At 71.0% G+C, this 21,640-nt stretch carries 20 protein-coding genes; 4 read left to right on the top strand and 16 right to left on the bottom strand.

Annotation, left to right across the window (positions count from 1 at the left end; all coding sequences use genetic code 11):
• Positions 1–21: 21 nt before the first annotated feature.
• The 7 genes from rplS to proS all read right to left on the bottom strand — a co-directional run bounded on the left by rplS (position 22) and on the right by proS (position 5,392).
• Positions 22–372, bottom strand: a complete 351-nt coding sequence (rplS, locus tag ACPT94_RS24735; RefSeq protein WP_020128707.1) for a 50S ribosomal protein L19 — start codon at positions 370–372, stop codon at positions 22–24.
• A 133-nt stretch (positions 373–505) separates the two neighbouring features.
• The gene (trmD, locus tag ACPT94_RS24730) at positions 506–1,339 is read right to left on the bottom strand and encodes a tRNA (guanosine(37)-N1)-methyltransferase TrmD (protein WP_360343823.1); all 834 of its coding nucleotides are present in this window, start codon (positions 1,337–1,339) and stop codon (positions 506–508) included.
• Positions 1,339–1,893, bottom strand: coding sequence for a ribosome maturation factor RimM (gene rimM / locus ACPT94_RS24725; RefSeq protein ID WP_360343820.1), 555 nt, complete (start codon positions 1,891–1,893; stop codon positions 1,339–1,341). Before rimM ends, trmD begins: the two co-directional genes overlap by 1 nt.
• 116 nt (positions 1,894–2,009) lie before the next feature.
• Positions 2,010–2,249 carry an RNA-binding protein gene (locus ACPT94_RS24720; RefSeq protein WP_005479813.1) on the bottom strand — a complete coding sequence of 80 codons (240 nt, stop codon included), beginning with the start codon at positions 2,247–2,249 and terminating at the stop codon, positions 2,010–2,012.
• A 5-nt stretch (positions 2,250–2,254) separates the two neighbouring features.
• Positions 2,255–2,674, bottom strand: a complete 420-nt coding sequence (rpsP, locus tag ACPT94_RS24715) for a 30S ribosomal protein S16 (protein WP_189937321.1) — start codon at positions 2,672–2,674, stop codon at positions 2,255–2,257.
• Between the two features lie 391 nt (positions 2,675–3,065).
• Entirely contained in the window at positions 3,066–3,662 is a 597-nt protein-coding gene (locus ACPT94_RS24710; protein WP_360343816.1) for a hypothetical protein, read from the bottom strand.
• A gap of 314 nt (positions 3,663–3,976) precedes the next feature.
• Complete coding sequence (gene proS / locus ACPT94_RS24705; protein ID WP_360343813.1) at positions 3,977–5,392, bottom strand: proline--tRNA ligase; 1,416 nt, start codon at positions 5,390–5,392, stop codon at positions 3,977–3,979.
• A 199-nt stretch (positions 5,393–5,591) separates the two neighbouring features.
• Here proS and ACPT94_RS24700 point away from each other — a divergent pair, with 199 nt between their 5' ends.
• Positions 5,592–6,449 carry an SAM-dependent methyltransferase gene (locus ACPT94_RS24700; protein WP_360343810.1) on the top strand — a complete coding sequence of 286 codons (858 nt, stop codon included), beginning with the start codon at positions 5,592–5,594 and terminating at the stop codon, positions 6,447–6,449.
• Between the two features lie 81 nt (positions 6,450–6,530).
• Here ACPT94_RS24700 and ftsH read toward each other — a convergent pair whose 3' ends face one another.
• The 5 genes from ftsH to ACPT94_RS24675 all read right to left on the bottom strand — a co-directional run bounded on the left by ftsH (position 6,531) and on the right by ACPT94_RS24675 (position 14,467).
• The gene (gene ftsH / locus ACPT94_RS24695; protein ID WP_360343807.1) at positions 6,531–8,465 is read right to left on the bottom strand and encodes an ATP-dependent zinc metalloprotease FtsH; all 1,935 of its coding nucleotides are present in this window, start codon (positions 8,463–8,465) and stop codon (positions 6,531–6,533) included.
• 161 nt (positions 8,466–8,626) lie between these two features.
• Complete coding sequence (gene ffh / locus ACPT94_RS24690; protein WP_425246836.1) at positions 8,627–10,189, bottom strand: signal recognition particle protein; 1,563 nt, start codon at positions 10,187–10,189, stop codon at positions 8,627–8,629.
• 152 nt (positions 10,190–10,341) lie between these two features.
• Entirely contained in the window at positions 10,342–12,798 is a 2,457-nt protein-coding gene (locus tag ACPT94_RS24685) for a [protein-PII] uridylyltransferase (RefSeq protein ID WP_425246835.1), read from the bottom strand.
• A gap of 26 nt (positions 12,799–12,824) precedes the next feature.
• Positions 12,825–13,163: a P-II family nitrogen regulator gene (locus tag ACPT94_RS24680; RefSeq protein WP_003997576.1), complete on the bottom strand. Its 339-nt coding sequence runs from the start codon at positions 13,161–13,163 to the stop codon at positions 12,825–12,827.
• Positions 13,160–14,467: an ammonium transporter gene (locus tag ACPT94_RS24675; protein ID WP_425246877.1), complete on the bottom strand. Its 1,308-nt coding sequence runs from the start codon at positions 14,465–14,467 to the stop codon at positions 13,160–13,162. Before ACPT94_RS24675 ends, ACPT94_RS24680 begins: the two co-directional genes overlap by 4 nt.
• Here ACPT94_RS24675 and ACPT94_RS24670 point away from each other — a divergent pair.
• The gene (locus ACPT94_RS24670) at positions 14,412–14,555 is read left to right on the top strand and encodes a hypothetical protein (RefSeq protein WP_425246878.1); all 144 of its coding nucleotides are present in this window, start codon (positions 14,412–14,414) and stop codon (positions 14,553–14,555) included. The genes ACPT94_RS24675 and ACPT94_RS24670 overlap by 56 nt on opposite strands.
• 289 nt (positions 14,556–14,844) lie before the next feature.
• On the opposite strand, the gene nsdA is transcribed toward ACPT94_RS24670, so the two are convergent.
• Positions 14,845–16,338: a transcriptional repressor NsdA gene (gene nsdA, locus ACPT94_RS24665; protein ID WP_360343794.1), complete on the bottom strand. Its 1,494-nt coding sequence runs from the start codon at positions 16,336–16,338 to the stop codon at positions 14,845–14,847.
• A gap of 448 nt (positions 16,339–16,786) precedes the next feature.
• Here nsdA and ACPT94_RS24660 point away from each other — a divergent pair, with 448 nt between their 5' ends.
• Complete coding sequence (locus ACPT94_RS24660) at positions 16,787–17,449, top strand: bifunctional DNA primase/polymerase (protein WP_360343791.1); 663 nt, start codon at positions 16,787–16,789, stop codon at positions 17,447–17,449.
• A gap of 112 nt (positions 17,450–17,561) precedes the next feature.
• Here the strand turns inward: ACPT94_RS24660 and ftsY are convergent, their stop codons facing one another.
• Together ftsY and ACPT94_RS24650 are read right to left on the bottom strand one after the other, a co-directional pair.
• On the bottom strand, positions 17,562–18,764 hold the full coding sequence (gene ftsY / locus ACPT94_RS24655; protein WP_360343788.1) for a signal recognition particle-docking protein FtsY: 1,203 nt from the start codon (positions 18,762–18,764) through the stop codon (positions 17,562–17,564).
• 66 nt (positions 18,765–18,830) lie between these two features.
• Entirely contained in the window at positions 18,831–19,034 is a 204-nt protein-coding gene (locus ACPT94_RS24650) for a hypothetical protein (protein ID WP_425246834.1), read from the bottom strand.
• Between the two features lie 104 nt (positions 19,035–19,138).
• Here ACPT94_RS24650 and ACPT94_RS24645 point away from each other — a divergent pair, with 104 nt between their 5' ends.
• The gene (locus ACPT94_RS24645) at positions 19,139–20,107 is read left to right on the top strand and encodes an LLM class flavin-dependent oxidoreductase (RefSeq protein WP_360343782.1); all 969 of its coding nucleotides are present in this window, start codon (positions 19,139–19,141) and stop codon (positions 20,105–20,107) included.
• A gap of 105 nt (positions 20,108–20,212) precedes the next feature.
• On the opposite strand, the gene ACPT94_RS24640 is transcribed toward ACPT94_RS24645, so the two are convergent.
• Positions 20,213–21,631, bottom strand: a complete 1,419-nt coding sequence (locus tag ACPT94_RS24640; protein WP_425246833.1) for a sugar porter family MFS transporter — start codon at positions 21,629–21,631, stop codon at positions 20,213–20,215.
• Between the last annotated feature and the right edge of the window lie 9 nt (positions 21,632–21,640).

The following is a 21,640-nucleotide window of genomic DNA, read 5'->3' as shown; positions in this document are numbered from 1 at the left end:
GCTGTGAACCCCCGAGCGCGCTCAGTTGTCGCGCTTCTCCTTGATCTTCGCAGCCTTGCCGCGCAGCTCGCGCAGGTAGTACAGCTTGGCGCGACGCACGTCACCGCGGGTGACGAGCTCGATCTTCTCGACGATCGGGGTGTGCACCGGGAAGGTGCGCTCGACGCCGACGGAGAAGGAGACCTTGCGGACCGTGAAGGTCTCGCGGACACCGGCGCCCTGGCGGCGGATCACAACGCCCTTGAACTGCTGCACACGGGAGCGGTTGCCCTCGATGACGCGGACGTGGACGTTGACGGTGTCGCCCGGGCGGAAGGCCGGGACGTCGCTGCGCAGCGACGCGGCGTCGACGGAGTCGAGCAGGTGAGACATTTCGTCTGCTTTCTTCGCTGATGCCACAGGTCATCAACGGGAACTAGATGTTCGGATGAGAGTCGTGCGCGTCGGGGCGGACGTCGTGTCCCCCTGTGGCAGGGGCGCACGCCGGACGGCGCACAACAGCGACCTATTCTTCCACGCCCTCGGTCCTGCGCCAAAATCGGCCGTGCCGCTCGCCCTGGGGGTCGGGTGCCCAGCCCAGGATGGAGAGCATCTCGCGGTCCTTCTTGTCGAAGGCCTTGGGGTCACAGCGTTCGATCAGGTCGGGCCGGTTGGCCGTCGTCCGCCTGAGGGCCTCGTCGCGGCGCCAGCGCGCGATCTTCCCGTGGTGGCCGCTGAGCAGCACCTCCGGGATCTCCCGGCCGCGCCAGGCGGGCGGCTTGGTGTAGACGGGGCCTTCCAGGAGGTTGGCCATGGCGCCGGGCGCGAAGGAGTCGTCGCGGTGGGACTCGGCGTTGCCGAGCACTCCGGGCAGCAGCCGTGCCACGGCCTCCGTGACCACCAGGACGGCCGCCTCGCCGCCGGCGAGGACGTAGTCGCCGATGGAGACTTCGTGGACCGGTATCCGGGTGGCGTACTCGTCGATCACGCGCCGGTCGATGCCCTCGTAACGCGCCGGCGTGAAGATCAGCCAGGGGCGCTCGGAGAGCTCTACGGCGAGTTCCTGTGTGAAGGGGCGGCCGCTGGGGGTCGGGACGACGAGCACGGGGGCGTGCGCGCCGGTCTCGTAGCCGTCGGCGAGGACGGAGTCCAGGGCGTCGCCCCACGGCTCGGTCTTCATGACCATGCCGGGCCCGCCACCGTAGGGAGTGTCGTCGACCGTGTTGTGGCGGTCGTACGTCCACCGCCGCAGGTCGTGCACATGCACGTCGAGCTGTCCACGCGCGCGTGCCTTGCCGACCAGGGAGACGTTCAGCGGGTCGAGGTACTCGGGGAAGATCGTGACGACGTCGAGGCGCATTACGACTCGCCCTCGGCCGAGTCCCGCGAGGAGGCGATCTCGGCGCGGTCGTCGATGAGGCCGGGCGGCGGGTCGATGACCGCGCGCTGCTCCTCGAGGTCGATCTCCGTGACGATCTCCTCGACGAACGGGATCATCACCTCGGTGCCGTCGGCCCGCTCGACGATGAAGAGGTCCTGCGAGGGCAGGTGCGAGATCTCGGTGATCCGGCCGACCTCCACACCGTCCTTGGTCACGACGTCGAGGTCGATCAGCTGGTGGTCGTAGTACTCGTCCTCGCCCTCGGGGAGCTCCTCGGGGTCCACCTCGGCGATCAGGAGCGTGTTGCGCAGGGCCTCGGCCGCGTTGCGGTCGGCGACGCCCTCGAAGCGCAGGAGGAGACGGCCGCTGTGCACCCGGCCGGTCTCGATGGTCAGGGGGCCGGCCGAGGCGGGGTCGGTGGCCAGGACGGCACCCGGGGCGAGCCTGAGCTCGGGCTCGTCGGTGCGGACCTCGACGGTGACCTCGCCCTTGATGCCGTGGGCGCGGCCGATCCGTGCGACTACGAGCTGCACTTTTCGAAGATCTCCTGTCGTACCTGTCGTACCTGGTCGTAACGGCTGCCGTATACGACTGCGGGCCGGGGACGGCCCAGTGGCCCTCCCCGGCCCGAGCCGGTTGCGTCAAAGCGTCAGCGGACGTGGTCGACGTCGACGAGGTCGACGCGGACACCGCGGCCGCCGATGGCGCCCACGACGGTGCGCAGGGCGCGTGCGGTGCGGCCGTTGCGGCCGATCACCTTGCCGAGGTCGTCCGGGTGGACCCGGACCTCGAGCACCCGCCCGCGGCGCAGGTCGCGCGAGGCGACCTGCACATCGTCAGGGTTGTCGACGATGCCCTTCACGAGGTGCTCAAGCGCCTCTTCGAGCATGCTGCTCAGGCCTCGGTCGACTCGGACTCAGCCGCGGCCTCGTCCTTCTTCTCAGCCTTCTTCTTCTGGGTGATCGCCTCACCCTTGCCCTCGTCGTCGCCACCGAGGGCCTCGAACGACGGGCGCGCCTTCTTCGGCTCGGCGACGAGCAGCGGAGCCGGGGCGGGCTCGCCCTTGAACTTCTGCCAGTCGCCGGTCTTCTTCAGGATGGCGAGCACGGGCTCGGTCGGCTGGGCGCCGACACCGAGCCAGTACGCCACGCGCTCCGCGTCGACCTCGATGACCGACGGGTTGTACGTCGGGTGGTACTTGCCGATCTCCTCGATCGCACGGCCGTCACGACGGGTGCGGGAGTCGGCGACGACGATGCGGTAGTGAGGCGAACGGATCTTGCCCAGACGCTTCAGCTTGATCTTGACTGCCACGGGAGTGGGTTCTCCTGGATTTGACGTGGTGGGGCACGGCGAGATTGCCGCGTGGGGTTGCGGTACCCGAGTGCCCGATGGACGCGTCAGCCGGAGGAGAGAGGGGTCCTGTGCGGCTGTCGAGTACAGCTAGCCATTGTGCCACACCCCGCGGGTCGCCTTGAGCCGAGGGGGCTCGGCCCGCGTCCGGGCATGCCTGGAGCGCACCCGGCGTCCTACGTCGGGTGCGCAGCCCGGCGCCGACGGGGTGCCGGCCGCGCCCACCCGTGCCGCCCTGGGGCCCCCAGACCCTTGGGGCACTGGGGAGGCACGACTGCCCGCGGTTGACGAACACCCCGCGCTCTCGCCGTCGACCGGCAGCCACGAGATGCCGGTACCGGGCGCTCGGCGACTACGCCGCGCCCGCGATCTCCGGGATCCGGAACGGCTTGCCGCAGCCCCCGCACACGATCGGGGCCTGGGCCAGGACCGACGGGACCACCCGGACGTTGCGGCCGCAGTCGCAGACGGCCTTGACGCGGACTCCGCCGCCGGAGGAGCCGTGGCGGGCGGCCGGGCCGCGGAAGGCGCGGGTGGTTTCGGCGGAGGTGGCCGCCATGTGGGCCTTGAGGGCCCGCTGGAGGCGGTCGATCGTCGGGCGGTAGCGGCGCTTCGCCTCCGGGCTGAGCGTGACCAGCGAGAAGCCGCTGCTGGGGTGCGGTTCCTCGGGGTGGTCCAGGCCCAGTTCCTCGGCGATCGCGAGGAATCTGCGGTTGTGGTACCGGCCGGCGCGGGAGGTGTCGCGGACGCCGCGCGCGGCGGCGATCCCGTGGACTGCCTCGTGAAGCAGTCGCTCGAAGGAGAGCTCGTGACCGCATGCGGACGACGACTCCCCGATCAGGGATTCTGGCGCGGCAAGGTCCGGCAGCTCGGGGTGGTACCGCTGAATGTCGGCCCACGCCTGTGCCAGCTCTGCGGCGAGAACAGGTGGTGTCTGTGTCGTGCTCACGTAATGACAACGAGCGGGGGTGCCCCTGTGTTCCTATTCCGGGGCATCTCAAATAATTTGCACGTACCCGTCAGTTGCCGCTGATGCGTCCTGACGAGGGCGGGTGCGCTGATCTGCGGAGAAGCCTCACAGCTCACCGCAAGGTGGTGCGTAGTTCCCAGTACGCCCGCCCGTCTCCCCCCACCACCCTCAACCGTGGCCCTTCGGGCCACCCCTCTTGCCCGGCGCGCAGACCACGTCCGCGCGCCGGGGTACGGATGTGCGACGGGGGCGCAAGAGGCGTTTCGGTCGCTCTCTCGGTGGAGGGCGCCGTCTCAGTAAGCGCGCGCGACGATCGCGACGTTACCGGGCGCGTCCCCGTCGTCCGGCACCGACCCGTCCTCGGCGACCAGACACCGTACGGTCACGGAGTGGTCGGCCAGCTTGGCCTCGCCCTCCTCGCCGAGAGTCGCCCAGGGGATGCGCGCCCAGCCGCCGACGGTGGCCGCCTCGACGGCCTGATCGAGCGTGGACACGTCCGTCGTACGGGACGCGCGGCGCTCGCGGGACTGCTTCAGCAGCAGCGCCTGATCCTCTTCGAGGATCGTGGGCAGCAGGTCGACCAGCGCGTCCAGCGAGACCGGCTCCTTGCCTCCCGGGATGCGGCGCGCCAGCATCGCGGTGCCGTTCTCCAGGTCGCGCGGGCCGATCTCGATACGGACGGGCACGCCCTTGAGCTCCCAGTCGACCGCGCGCCGCCCGAAGGGGGTGTCGGTGCGGTCGTCGACCTGGACGCGAACGCCGGCGGCCTTCAGCCGGTCACCCAGCTCGCGGACCTTGGCCAGAACCGCCTCGTCGCCCTTGATCGCGAGGACGACGGCCTGGATCTGCGCCAGCCGCGGCGGCACCCGCAGCCCGTCGTCGTCGCCGTGCATCATCACCAGGGCACCGATCATGCGGGTCGTCGAGCCCCAGGAGGTCTGCCAGACCAGTTCCTGGGTGCCGTCCTTGGACAGGTACGAGGTGTTGAACGCCTTGGCGAAGTTCTGGCCCAGCTCGTGGCTGGTGGCCATCTGCAGCGCCTTGCCGTCACCCATCATGCCTTCGAGCGTGAGGGTGTTGACGGCGCCGGCGAACCGCTCCTTGACGGTCTTGCGGCCGGGCACGACGTCCATCGCGAGGACGTTCAGCATGAAGTCCTCGTAGACCTCGCGGTGGATGTGCGAGGCGAAGTCGCGCGCCTCCTCATACGTTGCGTGCGCCGTGTGCCCCTCCTGCCACAGGAATTCGGTCGTGCGGAGGAACAGGCGGGGGCGCAGCTCCCAACGGACCACGTTCGCCCACTGGTTGATCAGCAGCGGCAGATCGCGGTAGCTCTGCACCCACTTCGAGAAGTAGTCGTTGATGATCATCTCGGAGGTGGGCCGCACGACCGCCGGCTCCTCCAGTTCCTTGCCGCCGCCGTGCGTGACCACCGCCAGCTCGGGCGCGAAGCCCTCGACGTGGTCCGCCTCGCGCGTGAGGTACGACTGCGGGATCAGCAGGGGAAAGTACGCGTTCTGGGTGCCGGTCTCCTTGATGCGGGCGTCCATCTCCGCCTGCATCCGCTCCCACAGTCCGTACCCGTACGGTCGGATCACCATGGTGCCGCGCACCGGCCCGTTGTCGGCCAGCTCCGCCTTGGTGATCAGATCCTGGTACCACCGCGGGAAGTCGTCCGCCCGCGGCGTGAGAACGGGTGCCTTTGCCATGGCGCGATGGTACGGCTCCAGGTTGCCGGGATGTGAAATCTCGCCACACACGCGGGCAGACCGCAAGCAGGGCTCCGCAACCCCTGGACGCGGGGTCGTGTCGGGAGTTACCTGGCATACGGGGGGAGTGCGGGCGCACTGACGGGGGCCACCTGAACGGGTACAGCGGCAAACTCTCGGCGGATTGGGGCGCTTTTTCATGACACCTACGCTCGTGCGGCAGCACCTGCCTCACGCGGGGCCGGCGCCCCGCGTGGATCTGGGTGCACGCGCGCGTGACTGGTCCGAGATCCAGGAGCGGATGCTGGTCCCGCTCTACGAGGCCGTCTACGAGCGACTGGAAGTGGGCCCGGGCACACGGCTGCTGGGCCTCGGCTGCGGCTCCGGACTGGCTCTGCTGATGGCGGCCTCCAGAGGCGCCGCCCTCACCGGTGTCGAGGCCTCCTCCCCCGAGCGGCTGGCCCTCGCACGCCAGCGGCTGCTTCCGGAGGCGTGGGGCACGCGCGCGCGTGGGGAGACACGGCTGGTCGAGGGCTCACCCGAGGACGCGGCCGACGCGCAGACGCCCGCGTACAACCTGGTGACCGCGTTCGAGCCCATCGGCTGTCTCGCGGGGGACTCCGAAGGGCTCGGCGAACTGCTCGCGGCCGCCACGCCCTTGGCCGAGCGGGGCACGCCCGTGGTGCTGGTCGGCTGGGGTCCGCCCGAGCGCTGCGCCACGTCGTCCGTGCTGCGGGTCGCCACCAAGCTGGCCGAACCCCTGCGCTCGACGGGCAGTTGGCGCCCCGCCCTGCGGGACGACCTGGAGGAGGTCGCCCAGCGGGCCGGGCTGAAGCCGGACGGATCCGGGCGCGTGGCCTGCCCGTTCGGGTACGCCGGCGTCGACAGCGCCCTCAAGGGCCTGCTGTCCACCGGCCTGTTCGACGCGGCGATCTCCGCGACGGACCAGGCGCAGGTGGACAAGGAGGTGACCGAGGCCCTGCACCCGTACCGCCGGAAGGACGGCACGGTGTGGATGCCGAACGTCTTCCGCTATCTCATCGCCCGGACGCCCTGAGAAGCACCTGCGCGCGGACGCCCTGGGAGGAACCTCGCAGCGGCGGCACCTCGCAGCGTCGCCTCCAGAGCGGGGCGAGCGTCACACCTCCTCCTTCGTCAGCCGCGTGATCCCCGCGATGCGGTACGCGTCCGCCTCCTCCAGCGTCTCGTTCTCCAGCAGCGCCTCGGCGAGGGCTTCCAACTGGTGGCGGTGGTCGCGGAGTTTCCGGCACGCCTCCTCGTAGCACTCGTCGACGATGCGCCGCATCTCACCGTCGATCACGTCGAGGGTCTGCGGGGCGGCCGCGAGCCCGTAGGCCTGCTGGGCGTCGCTCGGGAGGGCGGAGAGGCGGCCGACGCGCTCGCTCATGCCCCAGCGGGCGACCATCGAGCGCGCGATGTTGGTGACCTGTTCGAGGTCGTTCTCCGCACCCGTGGTGACGACCCCGTAGACCACCTGCTCGGCCGCCATGCCGCCGAGGGCGCCGATGATGCGGCCGCGCAGGTACTCCTCCGAGTGCGCGTACCGCTCCACCTCGGGGGTCGACATGGTCACGCCGAGGGCGCGGCCGCGCGGCACGATGGTGATCTTGCGGACGGGGTCGGCGCCGGGCTGGAGCATGCCGAGGAGGGCGTGCCCGCTCTCGTGGTAGGCGGTGCGGCGGCGGTCCTCCTCGGGCATGACGAGGGTGCGTTCGGCGCCCAGCTGCACCTTCTCCAGCGCTTCGGACAGGTCGGACCGGGTCACCTGGTCCTGCTTGCGCTTGACGGCGAACAGGGCGGCCTCGTTGGCGAGATTGGCCAGATCCGCACCTGTCATGCCCGGCGTCACCCGGGCCATCTGGGCGAGGTCCACGTCCGGGGCGAGCGGGATCCCCCTGGTGTGGATCCGCAGGATCGCCTCACGTCCGTTCCGGTCCGGCGGGGAGACGTTGACCACCCGGTCGAAGCGGCCGGGCCGGGTCAGCGCCGGGTCCAGGATGTCGGCGCGGTTCGTCGCCGCTATGACGATCACGCCCTCCGTCCCCGAGAAGCCGTCCATCTCCGTGAGGATCTGGTTCAGCGTCTGCTCGCGCTCGTCGTGGCCGCTCACCGAGGCACCGCCGCCGCGGACGCGCCCGATGGTGTCGATCTCGTCGATGAAGATGATCGACGGCGCCACCTTGCGCGCCTCGGCGAACAGCTCCCGGACGCGGGACGCGCCGACGCCCACGATCATCTCGATGAACTCGGACGCGGAGGCGGAGAAGAAGGGCACGCCCGCCTCGCCGGCCACCGCGCGCGCCAGCAGGGTCTTGCCCGTGCCCGGCGAACCCGCGAGCAGGACGCCGCGCGGCATCTTGGCGCCCATCCTCCGGTAGACCTCGGGATGCTCCAGGAAGTCGACGATGTCGTCGAGCTCGCCCTTGACCTCGTCGATGCCGGCCACGTCGGCGAACGTCGTGCGCTGTCTGCCCGGCTGGAGCTCGACCGGCTTGGGCGGTGCCTTGCGGCCGAGCATGCCGCCCGCGCCGCCCAGGCCCGCCCCGACCCGGCGGACGACGAAGATCCACACCGCGACCAGGATCACGATCGGGATCAGGGAGAGCAGCAGGTTGGGCAGCAGGCCGCGCTGCTGGACGACCGGCTGGGCGGTCACCGTCACGCGCCGGCTGCTGAGCTCTTGCCAGAGGTCGTCCTCCGCGAAGGCCGGACGTTGCGTCTTGAACTTGGTGTACGTGCCGTCACCGCCGGGATTGTCCCGGGCCTCCTTGAGCTGACCCTGGATCGCGTCGCCCTTGGAGTAGATCTTGGCCACGTTGCCGTCGTCGACCTGCCTGCTGAACTCGGTGTAGGAGATCGTCGGCTCGTTTCCCCCGCCCAGATAGGTGAGGCCCAGATAGGCCAGCAGGAAGACGAGCACCGCGGTGACGATCAGGCCGGCCCATCTCCCGCGCGTCCTTCTGCTCCCCGGCCGCCGTGGCGTCTCGTCCGGGGTTCCTTCGGTGCGCCACGGCTGATCAGGGGCTTTGCGCGGTGGCGCGGCATTGCTCATATCTGGACGTTACGACACACGGCGGACATCGGCACGCGCTGAGAACGCCTCCCACGCGCCGAGGGCGCCCTCCGAAAGGAAGGCGCCCTCGATGTCCTGGGGTCACGATGTCCTGGAGTCTCGATGTCCTGCGTCTCGATGTCCCGGCATCACGGTGTGCGTCAGCCCATGAACTTCTTGAACTCGTCCGGGAGCTCGAAGTCCTGGCCGCCCTGCTGGCCCGGCAGACCGAAGGCGCCGCCGGGAGCGCCCCCCTGGGCGGCGGCCGCGCGACGGGCGGCCTCCTCCTGCTCCTGCTGCCTGCGCTTCATCGGGTTGCCGGAGCGCTGCTTGCCCTTGGCCTTCTTCGGCTGCTTCTTGGCACGGCCGGGGCCACCACCCATGCCGGGCATCCCCGGCATACCGGGCATGCCGCCGCCCTGAGCCATGCGGGACATCATCTTGCGGGCCTCGAAGAACCGCTCGACCAGGCCCTTCACCGCGCTGACCTCGACGCCGGAACCCTTGGCGATACGGGCACGGCGCGAGCCGTTGATGATCGTCGGATCCTGGCGCTCGGCCGGGGTCATCGACTTGATGATCGCGGCCGTGCGGTCGACGTCCCGCTCGTCGAGGTTGTTGATCTGGTCCTTGATCTGCCCCATGCCCGGCAGCATCCCGAGCAGCTTGCTGATGCTGCCCATCTTCCTGACCTGCTCCATCTGGGACAGGAAGTCGTCGAGGGTGAACTCCTGCCCCTTCTTGGACGCCAGCTTGGAGGCCATCTTCTGGGCCTCTTCCTGGCTGAAGGTCTTCTCCGCCTGCTCGATCAGGGTGAGCAGGTCACCCATGTCGAGGATGCGGGAGGCCATCCGGTCCGGGTGGAACTGGTCGAAGTCGTCGAGCTTCTCGCCGTTCGACGCGAACATGATCGGCTTGCCGGTGATCTGGCGGATCGACAGAGCCGCACCACCGCGGGCGTCACCGTCGAGCTTGGAGAGCACCACGCCGTCGAAGCCCACGCCGTCCCGGAAGGCCTCGGCGGTGTTGACGGCGTCCTGACCGATCATCGCGTCGACGACGAACAGGATCTCGTCCGGCGACACCGCGTCCCGGATGTCCGCCGCCTGCTGCATCATCTCGGCGTCGATACCGAGGCGGCCGGCGGTGTCCACGATCACGATGTCGTGGACCTTGGACTTGGCGTGGTCGATGGAGTCCTTGGCGACCTGGACCGGGTCACCGACGCCGTTGCCCGGCTGCGGCGCGTACACGGCGACGCCGGCGCGCTCGGCGACGACGCTGAGCTGGTTCACGGCGTTGGGGCGCTGGAGGTCGGCGGCGACCAGGAGGGGCGAGTGGCCCTGCTCCTTCAGCCAGCGGCCGAGCTTGCCCGCGAGGGTGGTCTTACCGGCGCCCTGCAGACCGGCCAGCATGATCACGGTCGGGGGCTGCTTGGCGAAGCGGAGGCGGCGGGTCTCGCCGCCCAGGATCGTGACGAGCTCGTCGTTCACGATCTTCAGCACCTGCTGGGCCGGGTTCAGGGCCCTGGAGACATCGGCGCCGAGGGCGCGCTCCTTGACGTTCTTGATGAACGTCCGCACGACGGGCAGCGCCACGTCCGCTTCGAGAAGCGCGATACGGATCTCGCGCGCGGTGGCGTCGATGTCCGCCTCGCTCAGACGCCCCTTGCCGCGCAGATTCTTGAAGGTCGCTGAGAGGCGATCGGAGAGAGTATCGAACACGGCGGCGTCGGTCCTCGAGAGTCGGGGGCAGTGTGAGCGTCTTCCAGGGTATCTGGCCCCGCAAGACATCGGCCCCACCCGCCGCACACAGCGGACGGGGCCGAGACCCGCGTCGTCGGAGACGTCCGATCGACGCCGGGCACGCCGCGATGTCACCCGCGCAGCGTCTCCTCCAGCTTCCGCGCGACGGACGCCGCCTCCTCGCCGGGCAGCGGCGCGCCCTCGGGGCCGGTCACGTAGAAGGCGTCCACGGCGTTGGCGCCCAGCGTCGACACGTGCATGCTCCGCACCCGTACCTTCGCGTCCTCCAGCGCCCGCCCGATCCGGTGCAGCAGGCCGGGGGCGTCGTGGGCGCGCACCTCGATCACCGTCGCGAGCCGTGAGGCGGCCGGCGCGACCGTCACCCGCGGCGGGGGCGCCACGACACCGCGACGGCGCGGGTACGCGGCGTCCCGCTCGGCGAGCCGGCCGGCGATGTCCAGGGAGCCGTCGAGGGCCCGTACGAGGTCGGCACGCAGCCGGGCGGCCTGCGGGAGGGAGCCGTACTCGGCGGCGACCCGCCAGTTCAGCAGCAGGACGGAGCCCTCGACGCCGGACGGCAGGTCCAGGGCCCGCAGTTCCGCCGTGCGGACGGTCAGCCGGTGCATGGCGAGGACGCCGGCGACCGCGGGCAGCACGCCCGGCTGGTCGGGCACGGCGATGAGCAGCTCCACACCGAGCGGCTCGGGATCGCCGGGGGACTGTTCCCCGGCGGGATCGGCCGGCGGCTCGGTCTGCGCGCGCAGCGCCAGTACGGGGCTTCCCGTGGCGACCGCCTCGATGGCGAGCCGCTCCTGCTCGGCGGTGGCCGCGGCGGCCTCGGGCTCCTCGGGGGCGTCCCCGGCGAGCACCGCCGAGACCCGCTTGACCAGGTCGGCGACGAGTGAGCCCCGCCAGGACGACCAGGCGGCCGGGCCGGTGGCCAGGGCGTCCGCCTCGGTGAGCGCGTGCAGCAGCTCCAGGGTGCCCTGTGAGCCGACCGCCTCGGCGACCGACCGCACGGTGGCCGGGTCCTCCAGGTCACGCCGGGTGGCCGTCTCGATGAGCAGCAGGTGGTGGCGTACGAGGCTGGAGAGCACGGCGACGTCCGCGCGGTCGAAGCCGATGCGGGCGGCCACGTCCTTGGCGATGATCTCGCCGGCGACGGAGTGGTCGCCGGGCCAGCCCTTGCCGATGTCGTGCAGCAGCGCGGCGACCAGGAGGAGGTCGGGGCGGCTGACCCGGCGGGTGAACTCGGAGGCGCGCACGGCGGTCTCGATGAGGTGCCGGTCGACGGTCCAGACGTGCACGGCGTTGCGCTGGGGGCGGCAGCGCACCCGTTCCCAGTCGGGCAGCAGCCGGGTGATCAGCCCCTCGGCCTCCAGCGCCTCCCAGACCTCGATGGTGGGCTGCCCCGAGCCGAGCAGGGTGACGAGCTGTTCGCGCGCCTCGGCGGGCCAGGGCGTGGGCAGGGGGCGCACGGTGGCCGCCAGGCGCCGTACGGCGTGCAGGGAGAGTGGAAGTCCGGCTTGCGCGGCGGCGGCCGCGGCGCGCAGGGGGAGCACGGGGTCGCGTTCGGGGCGCGCGGCGCGGGCGAGCACCACCTCGCCGTCCTGCTCCACCACCCCTTCGGCCAGCGGGGAGCGCTCGGCGACGGGCTTGCCGCCCCCGAGCATGGCGCGCAGCCGGGGCCGCACGGCGCGCGACCTGAGCACGCGCCCCACTTCGCGCCAGGTGACGTCGCTGGCGTACGAGATGACGCGCGCGGCCTCGTAGACCTGGCGCAGGAGCGTGTCCGCGTCCAGGAGGCCCAGCTCGGCCGCGACCTGGTCCTGTTCCTGGAGGGACAGGCGGTCGGTCGCGCGGCCGGTCGTCAGGTGCAGGGCGTCACGGACGTCGAGGAGCCGGCGGCGGGCGTCGTCGAGGCCCTCGCGGGGGGCGTCGGCGAGCCAGGATGCGGCGACGGCGCGCAGCGCGGTGGCGTCCCGCAGGCCACCGCGGGCCTCCTTGAGGTCGGGCTCCAGCAGGTACTGCAGCTCACCCTGGCGTTCGGCGCGTTCGGCGCACAGTTCCTGGAGCTCCGGCAGGCGCTTGGGCGCCTGGTTGCGCCAGTCGGCGAGCACCGCCGTCCGCAGTCCCGCCGTCAGGCCCAGGTCGCCCGCGAGGTGGCGGGCGTCCAGGAGGCCGAGTTGGACTTTCAGATCCTCCCCGGCGGTCTTGCGGGCCTCGGCCGGCGTGCGCACGGAGTGGTCGAGGGCGAGGCCGAGGTCCCACACGGGGTACCAGAGGCGGTCGGCGAGGGCGGCGACCGCCTTGGGGTCGTTGCCGTCGTGCAGCAGGAGGAGGTCGAGGTCGCTGCGCGGGGACAGCTCGCCGCGGCCGTAGCCGCCGACGGCGACCAGGGACACGCCTCGCAGCTCCTCGGCGCCCGCGGTGAACAGGCCGGCGAGCCATTCGTCGGTCAGTTCGGCGAGGGCCGCACGGCGCGGCGGCCCGGACCGCGCCCCCTCGGTGAGGAGGCGCAGCCGGGCCGCCGCGTAGCCGCTGGGTCCCGAGTCCTCTGCATCCTTGCGCACGTCCGTACTCGTCACCCAGCGACTCCTGTTCTGTTCTGCCGTCAGAGCGCGTCCGGGCCGCGCTCGCCGGTGCGCACCCGTACGGCCGTCTCGACCGGGAGGGACCAGACCTTGCCGTCACCGATCTTGCCGGTGCGGGCCGCCTTGACGATGACGTCGATCAGCTGCTCGGCGTCGTCGTCCTCGGCCAGCACCTCGATGCGGATCTTGGGGACCAGGTCGACCGTGTACTCGGCGCCGCGGTAGACCTCGGTGTGTCCCCGCTGACGACCGTAACCGCTGGCCTCCGTGACCGTCAGGCCGTGGACGCCGAAGGCCTGCAGGGCTTCCTTGATCTCGTCGAGCCGGTGCGGCTTCACGACGGCGGTGATGAGCTTCATGCGTCCACCTTCTTGCTGGCAGCGCCGACGACGGGGGTCGGGACGGCGGTGGTCCGGGCGGCACCGCCACCGGCACCGCTGAAGTCGTATGCGGTCTCGGCGTGCTCGGCCTGGTCGATGCCGGCCACCTCCTCGTCCTCGGTGACCCGCATGCCGATCGTCTTGTCGAGGATGAAGGCGAGGATCGCGGAGACGACCAGGGAGTAGGCGAGGACGGCGCCGACACCGGCGAGCTGCTTCCACAGCTGGTCGAACTTGTGGTCGCCGTAGAAGACGCCGGTCGCGGCGGACTGGCCCTTACCGGTGGCGAAGAAGCCGATGAGGATGGAGCCGATGACACCGCCGACGAGGTGGACGCCGACGACGTCGAGCGAGTCGTCGTAGCCGAACTTGTACTTCAGGCCGACGGCCATGGCGCACAGCAGACCGGCGATGGCGCCGACGGCGATCGCGCCGAGCGGGGAGACCGCACCACCCGAGGGGGTGATGGCGACCAGACCGGCGACCGCGCCGGAGGCGGCGCCCAGCGTGGTGAACGCGCCGTGGCGGATCTTCTCGTAGATCAGCCAGGCCAGCATGGCGGCGGCGGTGGCGACCTGCGTGTTGACGAACATCAGCGCACCGACGCCGTCGTCGTTGCCGAGCCACGAGCCGGCGTTGAAGCCGAACCAGCCGAACCACAGCAGACCGGCGCCGAGCATGACCAGCGGCAGGCTGTGCGGGCGCATCGGGTCCTTCTTGAAGCCGACGCGCTTGCCGATGACCAGGATCACACCGAGGGCGGCGGCACCGGCGTTGATGTGGACCGCGGTACCACCGGCGAAGTCGATGACACCCAGCTCGAAGGCCCAGCCGCCGGCGCCCCAGACCCAGTGCGCGACCGGGAAGTAGACGACCGTGGCCCACAGGGTGATGAACAGCGCCCAGGCGCTGAACTTCACGCGGTCCGCGAGCGCACCGCTGATCAGGGCGGGGGTGATGATCGCGAACATCAGCTGGAAGACCATGAAGACGAAGATCGGGATGGTGTAGCCGTCCCACAGCTCCGTCAGGCCGATGTTGCTGAGGCCGACCCAGTCGGAGTTCCAGCCGATGAGGCTGCCGGAGTCCGTACCGAAGGCGAGGGAGAAGCCGTACAGCACCCACAGGATGGTGACGATCCCCAAGCTGATGAAGCTCATCATCAACATGTTGAGGGTGCTCTTGACGCGGACCATGCCTCCGTAGAAGAAGGCCAGTCCTGGTGTCATGAGCATCACCAAGGCGGAACAGATGAGCATGAAGCCTGTGTTGGCGGACGACAGCGTGGGTGCGTCCGCCGCAAGCGTGATGGCGGCTGATGCCATCGGCGTCTCCTCGTCATTGGTACGGCCCCGTGCGGGCGAAGCCTGAGCGGATTGAGGGGTGGGCCGGTTATGCGCCATGAGATTGGCGCAGCGCGGTTTCGGTGGAAGCCCCTCGTTGTTTCGCCGCCGTGACGAAGGCGCCGTGTGTGTTACGCGTCGATGAACTGGCGGATATCGCCCGCCTCGATCGTTATCGTGGCGCAACCTTCACTGAAGGAAGAGAAAGCCGGCCGCGGGCGGCCTTCCGATGACCTGGCATGGGGGAGCCGAGTCGGGCAGTTCGGGAGGGCCGGCCGCGGCCGGGGTTCAAGGGTTCTGCTCGGTGGATCGGTGGATCAGACGGCAGCGGCCGTCTCCGGCAGCTCCACGGCGAGCCGCTCGGTGAGGTCCACGACCTCGGAGAGGTCCCCGAAGTCGCGTACGGCGGTGTCGACGGTCTTTCGGATACGAGTGTTGACGCGCTCGGAGCGGACCTTCTTGGCTTCCTTCATGGCCTGCGCGGCCAGCGTCGCGCTCTGCTCGGGCTCACGCCGCAGCAGATGGACGGTGGCCATCCCGATCAGGTTCAGCACATACGACCGCTGGTGGTCGGAGTCCTTCGCGAACAGGTCCACGGCCTGCTGCATCAGGGGCTCGGCCAGCGAGGCGTACGTGGGGCTGCGGCCGGCGACATAGGCCAGATCGCGGTAGGAGTGGGAGTTCTCGCCGTACAGCTCGGCCTTGGAGAAGAAGCGGATCCAGTCGGGGTCCGGCTCGTCCCACTCCTCCGCGTCGGCGAAGGTGTCCTCGGCCATCCGGACCGCGCGCTTGCACCGGCCGGGCTGTCCCATGTTGGCGTAGGCGCGGGCCTCCATCGCATACAGCATCGACTGGGTGCGCGGGCTCGCGCAGTCCCGGCTGCCGTACTGCGCGAGGTGGATCAGCTCCAGGGCGTCGTCGGGCCGCCCGAGGTGGATCATCTGGCGGCTCATGCTGGACAGGATGTACGAGCCGAGCGGCCGGTCCCCGGCCTCCTTGGCGGCGTGCAGAGCCAGCACGAAGTACTTCTGCGCGGTCGGCTGCAGCCCGACGTCGTACGACATCCAGCCGGCCAGCTGGGCCAGCTCGGCGGCGACCTTGAAGAGCTTGCGGGCGGTGGCCTCGGGCTGGGGCTCCTGGAGCAGGTCCGTCACCTCGTGCAGCTGGCCGACGACCGCCTTGCGGCGCAGGCCACCGCCGCACTGGGCGTCCCACTGCCGGAACATCACAGTGGTGGACTCCAGCAGGTCCAGCTCGGGCCTGGAGAGCCGGCCGCGGGCGCGGCTGGTCGGGACGGAGGCCGCGTCGTCCCGCGGGGCGGACGGGGAGGGGACGAGCCAGCGCTGCATGGGCTCGATGAGGGACGGGCCCGCGGACAGGGCCAGCGAGGTTCCGAGGAAGCCGCGCCGAGCCAGCATCAGGTCGGTGCGCGAGAACTCGCTGAGCAGGGCCACTGTCTGCGGGCCCGTCCAGGGAAGGTCGACGCCGGTCGCGGAGGGTGCCTGCCGCGCGGCGCGCAGACCGAGGTCCTCGACGGAGACGACACAGCCGAACCGCTCGGAGAACAGCTCGGACAGGATCCGGGGGATGGGTTCACGGGGGTTCTCGCCGTCCAGCCAGCGGCGCACGCGCGAGGTGTCCGTGGAGATGTGGTTGGCGCCCAGTTGGCGGGCCCGGCGGTTGACCTGACGGGCGAGCTCGCCCTTGGACCAGCCGCTGCGCACGAACCAGGAGGTGAGCAGCTCGTTGGGGCGCTTGTCAGCGTGCGCAGCGCTCCCAGCACTTGTTCCGCTACCGCCGTTGCCGCTCACTGGAACGCCCCCATCCCTGAGACCACTTGTCGCTTGAGTGCGCCAAGCCTTATCAGAATGCCGGTAAACAGGGCCCGCCGTCCGGTGGTTCTCACCCGCCGAACGGAAAGCCGACTTGCCTCCGGCATACCCACAGGTGCATGTGCCCCCGGGCCTCGCACACTCAAAGTAATCCTCCGATCACGCCTCCAGCCATGGCGATCCCGGAATCGCCACCATTCGCCACCCCTTCGGATGAACTCACGGTGGCCGGTACGCGATTCACTTGACACAGGACGGCCGGGAGTGGGCGGAGCGGTGCACTCAGGGGCGCGCGCGTCCGAACACAACCCCCGGGGCGCTTCCGCGCGCCGTATGCATCCGGTGGCGCGGGGCAGTCGACCGTACGCAGAGTCACGGTGCGCGTCCGCTGCGTAACCACCGGCGCGTCGGACCCGTTGGAGGGGGCATGGGCTTCACGATCGGCGGCATTCGCGAGATCCGCTCAGGCGCGCGCAGGCGCGGTCGCTCGTCCGAGTGCACCGCCGTCGCCGAGTTCACGGGACTGTGGGGCTGGGACGTGGTGCCCGGCGCGCGCGCCGCGGGGGGCGTGTGCTCCTGCGGGCGCGCCGACTGTCCCGCGCCGGGCGCGCACCCCCTGGAGTTCGCGCCGCGGGTGCCGGCCGGTGCCACCCTCGACGACGTGACCAGGGCGTGGGCGGAGTTCCCGGGCGCCGCGGTGATGCTGCCGGTCGGGCGCACCTTCGACGTGATCGAGGTGGCCGAGCCGGCCGGGCGCCGCGCCCTGGTCCGCCTGGAGCGCATGGGTCTCCCGCTCGGCCCGGTGACCGCCACCCCCGAGGGCCGCGCCCAGTTCCTCGTCGCGCCCGGCGCCGCCGCCGACCTCGGCGACCTGCTCTACCGCATGGGCTGGGACGACCCGACCTCCCTCGGCCTGCGCGGCCTCGGCGCGGGTACGTACATCACGGCCCCGCCCTCGGACCGGGCCGGCCTCGGCCCGGTCCGCTGGCTGCGCCCCCCGGCGCTGGACTCGGCGACACACCCACCGGCGGCCCGGCTGCTGCTGGGGACGCTGGCTTACGTGGCGCATCGGTCGCGCGCGCCGTACTGACCCGTACGGCACCGCTCGCGCGGTCCCCCCGACTCTCATGACGAAGCGCCCGTCCCCTACTGCACCTGGGGGCGGGCGCTTCTCGTCACCTACCGAAGTCGGTCAGTCGGGGTCACTCCCCGATGAGGGCGTCAACGAACGCCTCCGGTTCGAACGGCGCCAGGTCGTCCGCGCCCTCGCCGAGTCCGACCAGCTTGACGGGCACGCCCAGCTCGCGCTGGACCGCGACGACGATGCCGCCCTTGGCCGTGCCGTCGAGCTTGGTCAGCACGATGCCGGTGATGTCGACGACCTCGGCGAAGACGCGGGCCTGGACCAGTCCGTTCTGCCCGGTGGTCGCGTCAAGAACGAGGAGCACCTCGTCGAGCGGGGCGTGCTTCTCGACGACGCGCTTGACCTTGCCGAGCTCGTCCATGAGGCCGGTCTTGGTGTGCAGGCGGCCGGCGGTGTCGATGAGGACGACGTCGACCCCCATGTCCTTGCCCTCCTTGACCGCGTCGAAGGCGACGGAGGCGGGGTCGCCGGCCTCCGGCCCGCGCACGGTGTGGGCGCCGACCCGCTCGCCCCAGGTCTGCAGCTGGTCGGCGGCGGCGGCGCGGAAGGTGTCGGCGGCGCCGAGGACGACGGTGCGGCCGTCGGCGACGAGCACACGCGCGAGCTTGCCGGTGGTGGTGGTCTTGCCGGTGCCGTTGACGCCGACGACCATCACGATGCCGGGCTTGCGGTCCTCGGGCTCGGTCTTCACCGTGCGGTCGACCTCGGTGCCGACCAGCTCGAGCAACTCCTCGCGCAGCAGGCCGCGCAGCTCCTCGGGGGTGCGGGTGCCGAGCACCCGCACGCGCTCACGCAGCCGTTCGACCAGCTCCTGGGTGGGCTGGACGCCGACGTCGGCGGTGAGGAGGGTGTCCTCGACCTCCTCCCAGGTGTCCTCGTCGAGGTGCTCGCGCGACAGGAGCGTGAGCAGGCCCTTGCCGAGAGCGTTCTGGGAGCGGGAGAGGCGGGCGCGCAGGCGGATGAGCCGCCCGGCGGTGGGCTCCGGGATCTCGATCGGCGGAGCCTCGACAACGGGAGGCTCCTCGACGGCGGTGGGAGCGCCACCGCCCGGGAGGTCCACCTCCTCGATCGTGCGGCGCGGTTCGTCGCGCGGCGTCTCGGCCTCGTCGCCGACGTGCGGCTCGGCCGGAGGCGCGGTGATGTCGGGCGCGGTGGGGGGCGGCGGGGGCAGCGGCTTCTTCCGCCGGCTGCCGACGACGAGCCCGCCGAGCACCGCGAGCACGACCACGGCGATGACTACAGCAAGGATGACGGTTTCCATAACGCGTCCAGTATCCATCCCTGTCCCGGGCCGGACCCTGCTCCCCGGGAGGGTGTCTGCGAAGGGCTAGTCGATCAGCCCGCTCTTGTGCAGGGCGGCCCTCGCCCGGAACCGCAGCCGCAGACAGCGGTCCCTCTCCTCCGGTGGCGCGTCCTCGGGGCAGCGGCAGTGCTCGGCGAGCCACCGCAGGTCCTCGGGGTCGAGCCAGAGGGCGACCCGCCCCCGGCCGGCCTCCTCCCGCGGGTCGGTCGGAACGACAGGTCGGGTCATGGTCCGAGCCTACGACTGTTCACCTCACCCCATGGCGATCTGACGCTCCGTCAGCTACGGTCCACCCCACCCCGTAGGGAGACCCCCTCCGAAGGGAGACCCCCATGCCCGTCACCGTCGTCCGCTTCAACCTCGTCGCCCCCGGCGCCTCCCCCGCCGAGCTCGGCACCCGCTACCGGGCGGCCCTGGAGATGGCCGCGTACGCCGACGAGCACGGGGTCTCCACCGTGCAGACGGAGGAACACCACGGTGCCGAGAACAACTGGCTGCCCTCGCCGTTCGTCTTCGCGGGCGCTGTGCTGGGGGCGACCCGTCGGCTGGCGGTCACGGTCTCGGCGGTCATCGGCCCGCTGCACGACCCCCTGCGGCTCGCCGAGGACATCGCCGTACTGGATCTGCTGAGCGGCGGCCGGCTGGTCACCGTCGCCGGGATCGGATACCGGCCCGAGGAGTACGCCCGCGCCGGCGTCGACTGGAAGCAGCGCGGCCGGCTCCAGGACGAGCTGCTGGAGACCGTGCTGAAGGCGTGGACCGGCGAGGAGTTCGCGTACCGGGGCCGTACGGTACGGGTCACCCCGCGCCCTCAGTCCGACCCGCACCCCCTCCTCCTGGTCGGGGGCTCCTCCCGGGCCGCCGCTCGTCGGGCCGCCCGGCTCGGGCTGCCGTTCTTCCCCAGCGCGCACCTGCCGGAACTGGAGGCGTACTACAAGGAGCGGCTCGTGGAGTACGGGACGCAGGGGTGGACGATGATGCCCGCCGCCGAGACCCCGTTGCTGCACGTCGCCGAGGATCCGGACCGGGCGTGGGCCGAGTACGGCGGCCACTTCCTGCACGAGGCGCGCACGTACGCGTCCTGGCAGAACGGCTCCGTCCGCTCGGCCGTGAAGTCGGGGGCGTCGACGGTCGGGGAGCTGCGGGCGGAGGGTGTGTACCGGATCCTCACGCCGGACGAGTGCGTGGCCCAGGGGCTCGACAGTCTCGTCCTGCATCCGCTGGCGGGCGGGATGCCCGTGGCGGAGGGGTGGCGCAGTCTGCGGCTGTTCTGCGAAGGCGTACTGCCCCGGCTCGCCTGACCTTCTGGGTCGGAGCCGGGGCAGTACGCCTTACGGGGTCGAGGAGAGGGCAGCGGGGACTTGGCCCGTCTCCTCGAGCTGGGGGCCCGGGCCTCGGGACGAGGCTCAGCCCATCTCCTCCAGCGCCTTGCCCTTCGTCTCCTTGACGTACTTGAGGACGAACGGGATGGAGAGCGCGGCGAAGACCGTGTAGATCACGTAGGTCACGGAGAGGTTCCAGTCGGCCAGCGACGGGAAGCTCGCGGTGATGGCCCAGTTGGCGATCCACTGTGCGGCGGCGGCCACGCCCAGGGCGGCGGCGCGGATCCTGTTCGGGAACATCTCGCCGAGCATGACCCAGACGACCACACCCCAGGAGAGGGCGAAGAAGAGGACGAAGACGTGGGCCGCGATCAGGGCGATCCAGCCCTGGGTGGCGGGCAGCTTGCCGTCGACGAGGTCGTAGGAGAAGGCCCAGGCCTCCAGGGCGAGGCCGACGACCATGCCGACCGAGCCGATGATCGCGAACGGCTTGCGGCCGACGCGGTCCACGAAGATCATCGCGATCACGGTGCCGACGATGTTGATGATCGACGTCGTGAACGAGTAGAAGAACGACTCCGTCGGGTCGACGCCGACCGACTGCCACAGCGTCGACGAGTAGTAGAACGCGACGTTGATGCCGACGAACTGCTGGAAGACCGACAGGCCGATGCCGACCCAGACGATCGGCTTGAAGAAGAAGCCGCCGCCGAGCAGGTCGCGGAAGCTGGACTTCTCCTCACGCTTCATGGCGTGCTCGATCTCGGCGATACGGGCGTTCAGGTCGGCGTCCCCGCCCTCGACCTCGGCGAGGATCTCACGGGCGCGGTCGTGCTTGCCGACCGAGATGAGGAAGCGCGGGGACTCGGGGATCGCGAAGGAGAGCAGTCCGTAGAGGACGGCGGGGATCACCATGACGCCGAGCATGACCTGCCAGGCCTCGAGGCCCATCAGCGTGCCTCGCTGGTCGCCGCCGGCGGCGTTGAGCAGACCCCAGTTGACCAGCTGGGAGATGGCGATGCCGACGACGATCGCGGCCTGCTGGAAGGAGCCGAGGCGGCCGCGGTAGGCGGGTGGGGCGACCTCGGCGATGTAGGCGGGGCCGATGACGGAGGCCATGCCGATGGCGAAGCCGCCGACGACGCGCCAGAAGGCGAGGTCCCACAGTGCGAAGGGCAGCGCCGAGCCGACGGCGCTGACGGTGAAGAGCACGGCGGCGATCTGCATGCAGCGGATGCGCCCGATGCGGTCGGCTATGCGGCCCGCCGTCGCGGCGCCGATGGCGCAGCCGATCAGGGCGATGGCGATGACCTGGGCCAGAGCCGCGGAGCCGACGTCGTACCGGTCCCGGATGGCCTCGACGGCGCCGTTGATCACGGAGCTGTCGTAGCCGAAGAGGAAGCCGCCCATCGCGGCCGCCGCCGCGATGAAGATGACGTGCCCGAGATGTTCGGGGTGAGCCGTCGTGGCTCCTGACTTGGGTGCCTGCGCTGTGCTGGTCACGTTCAACTC

This window comes from Streptomyces aurantiaciflavus (genome assembly GCF_049808595.1).
GTDB lineage: Bacteria > Actinomycetota > Actinomycetes > Streptomycetales > Streptomycetaceae > Streptomyces.
Note: the sequence above shows the minus strand (reverse complement) of the source record. Positions and strands in the feature narration are given on the sequence as shown.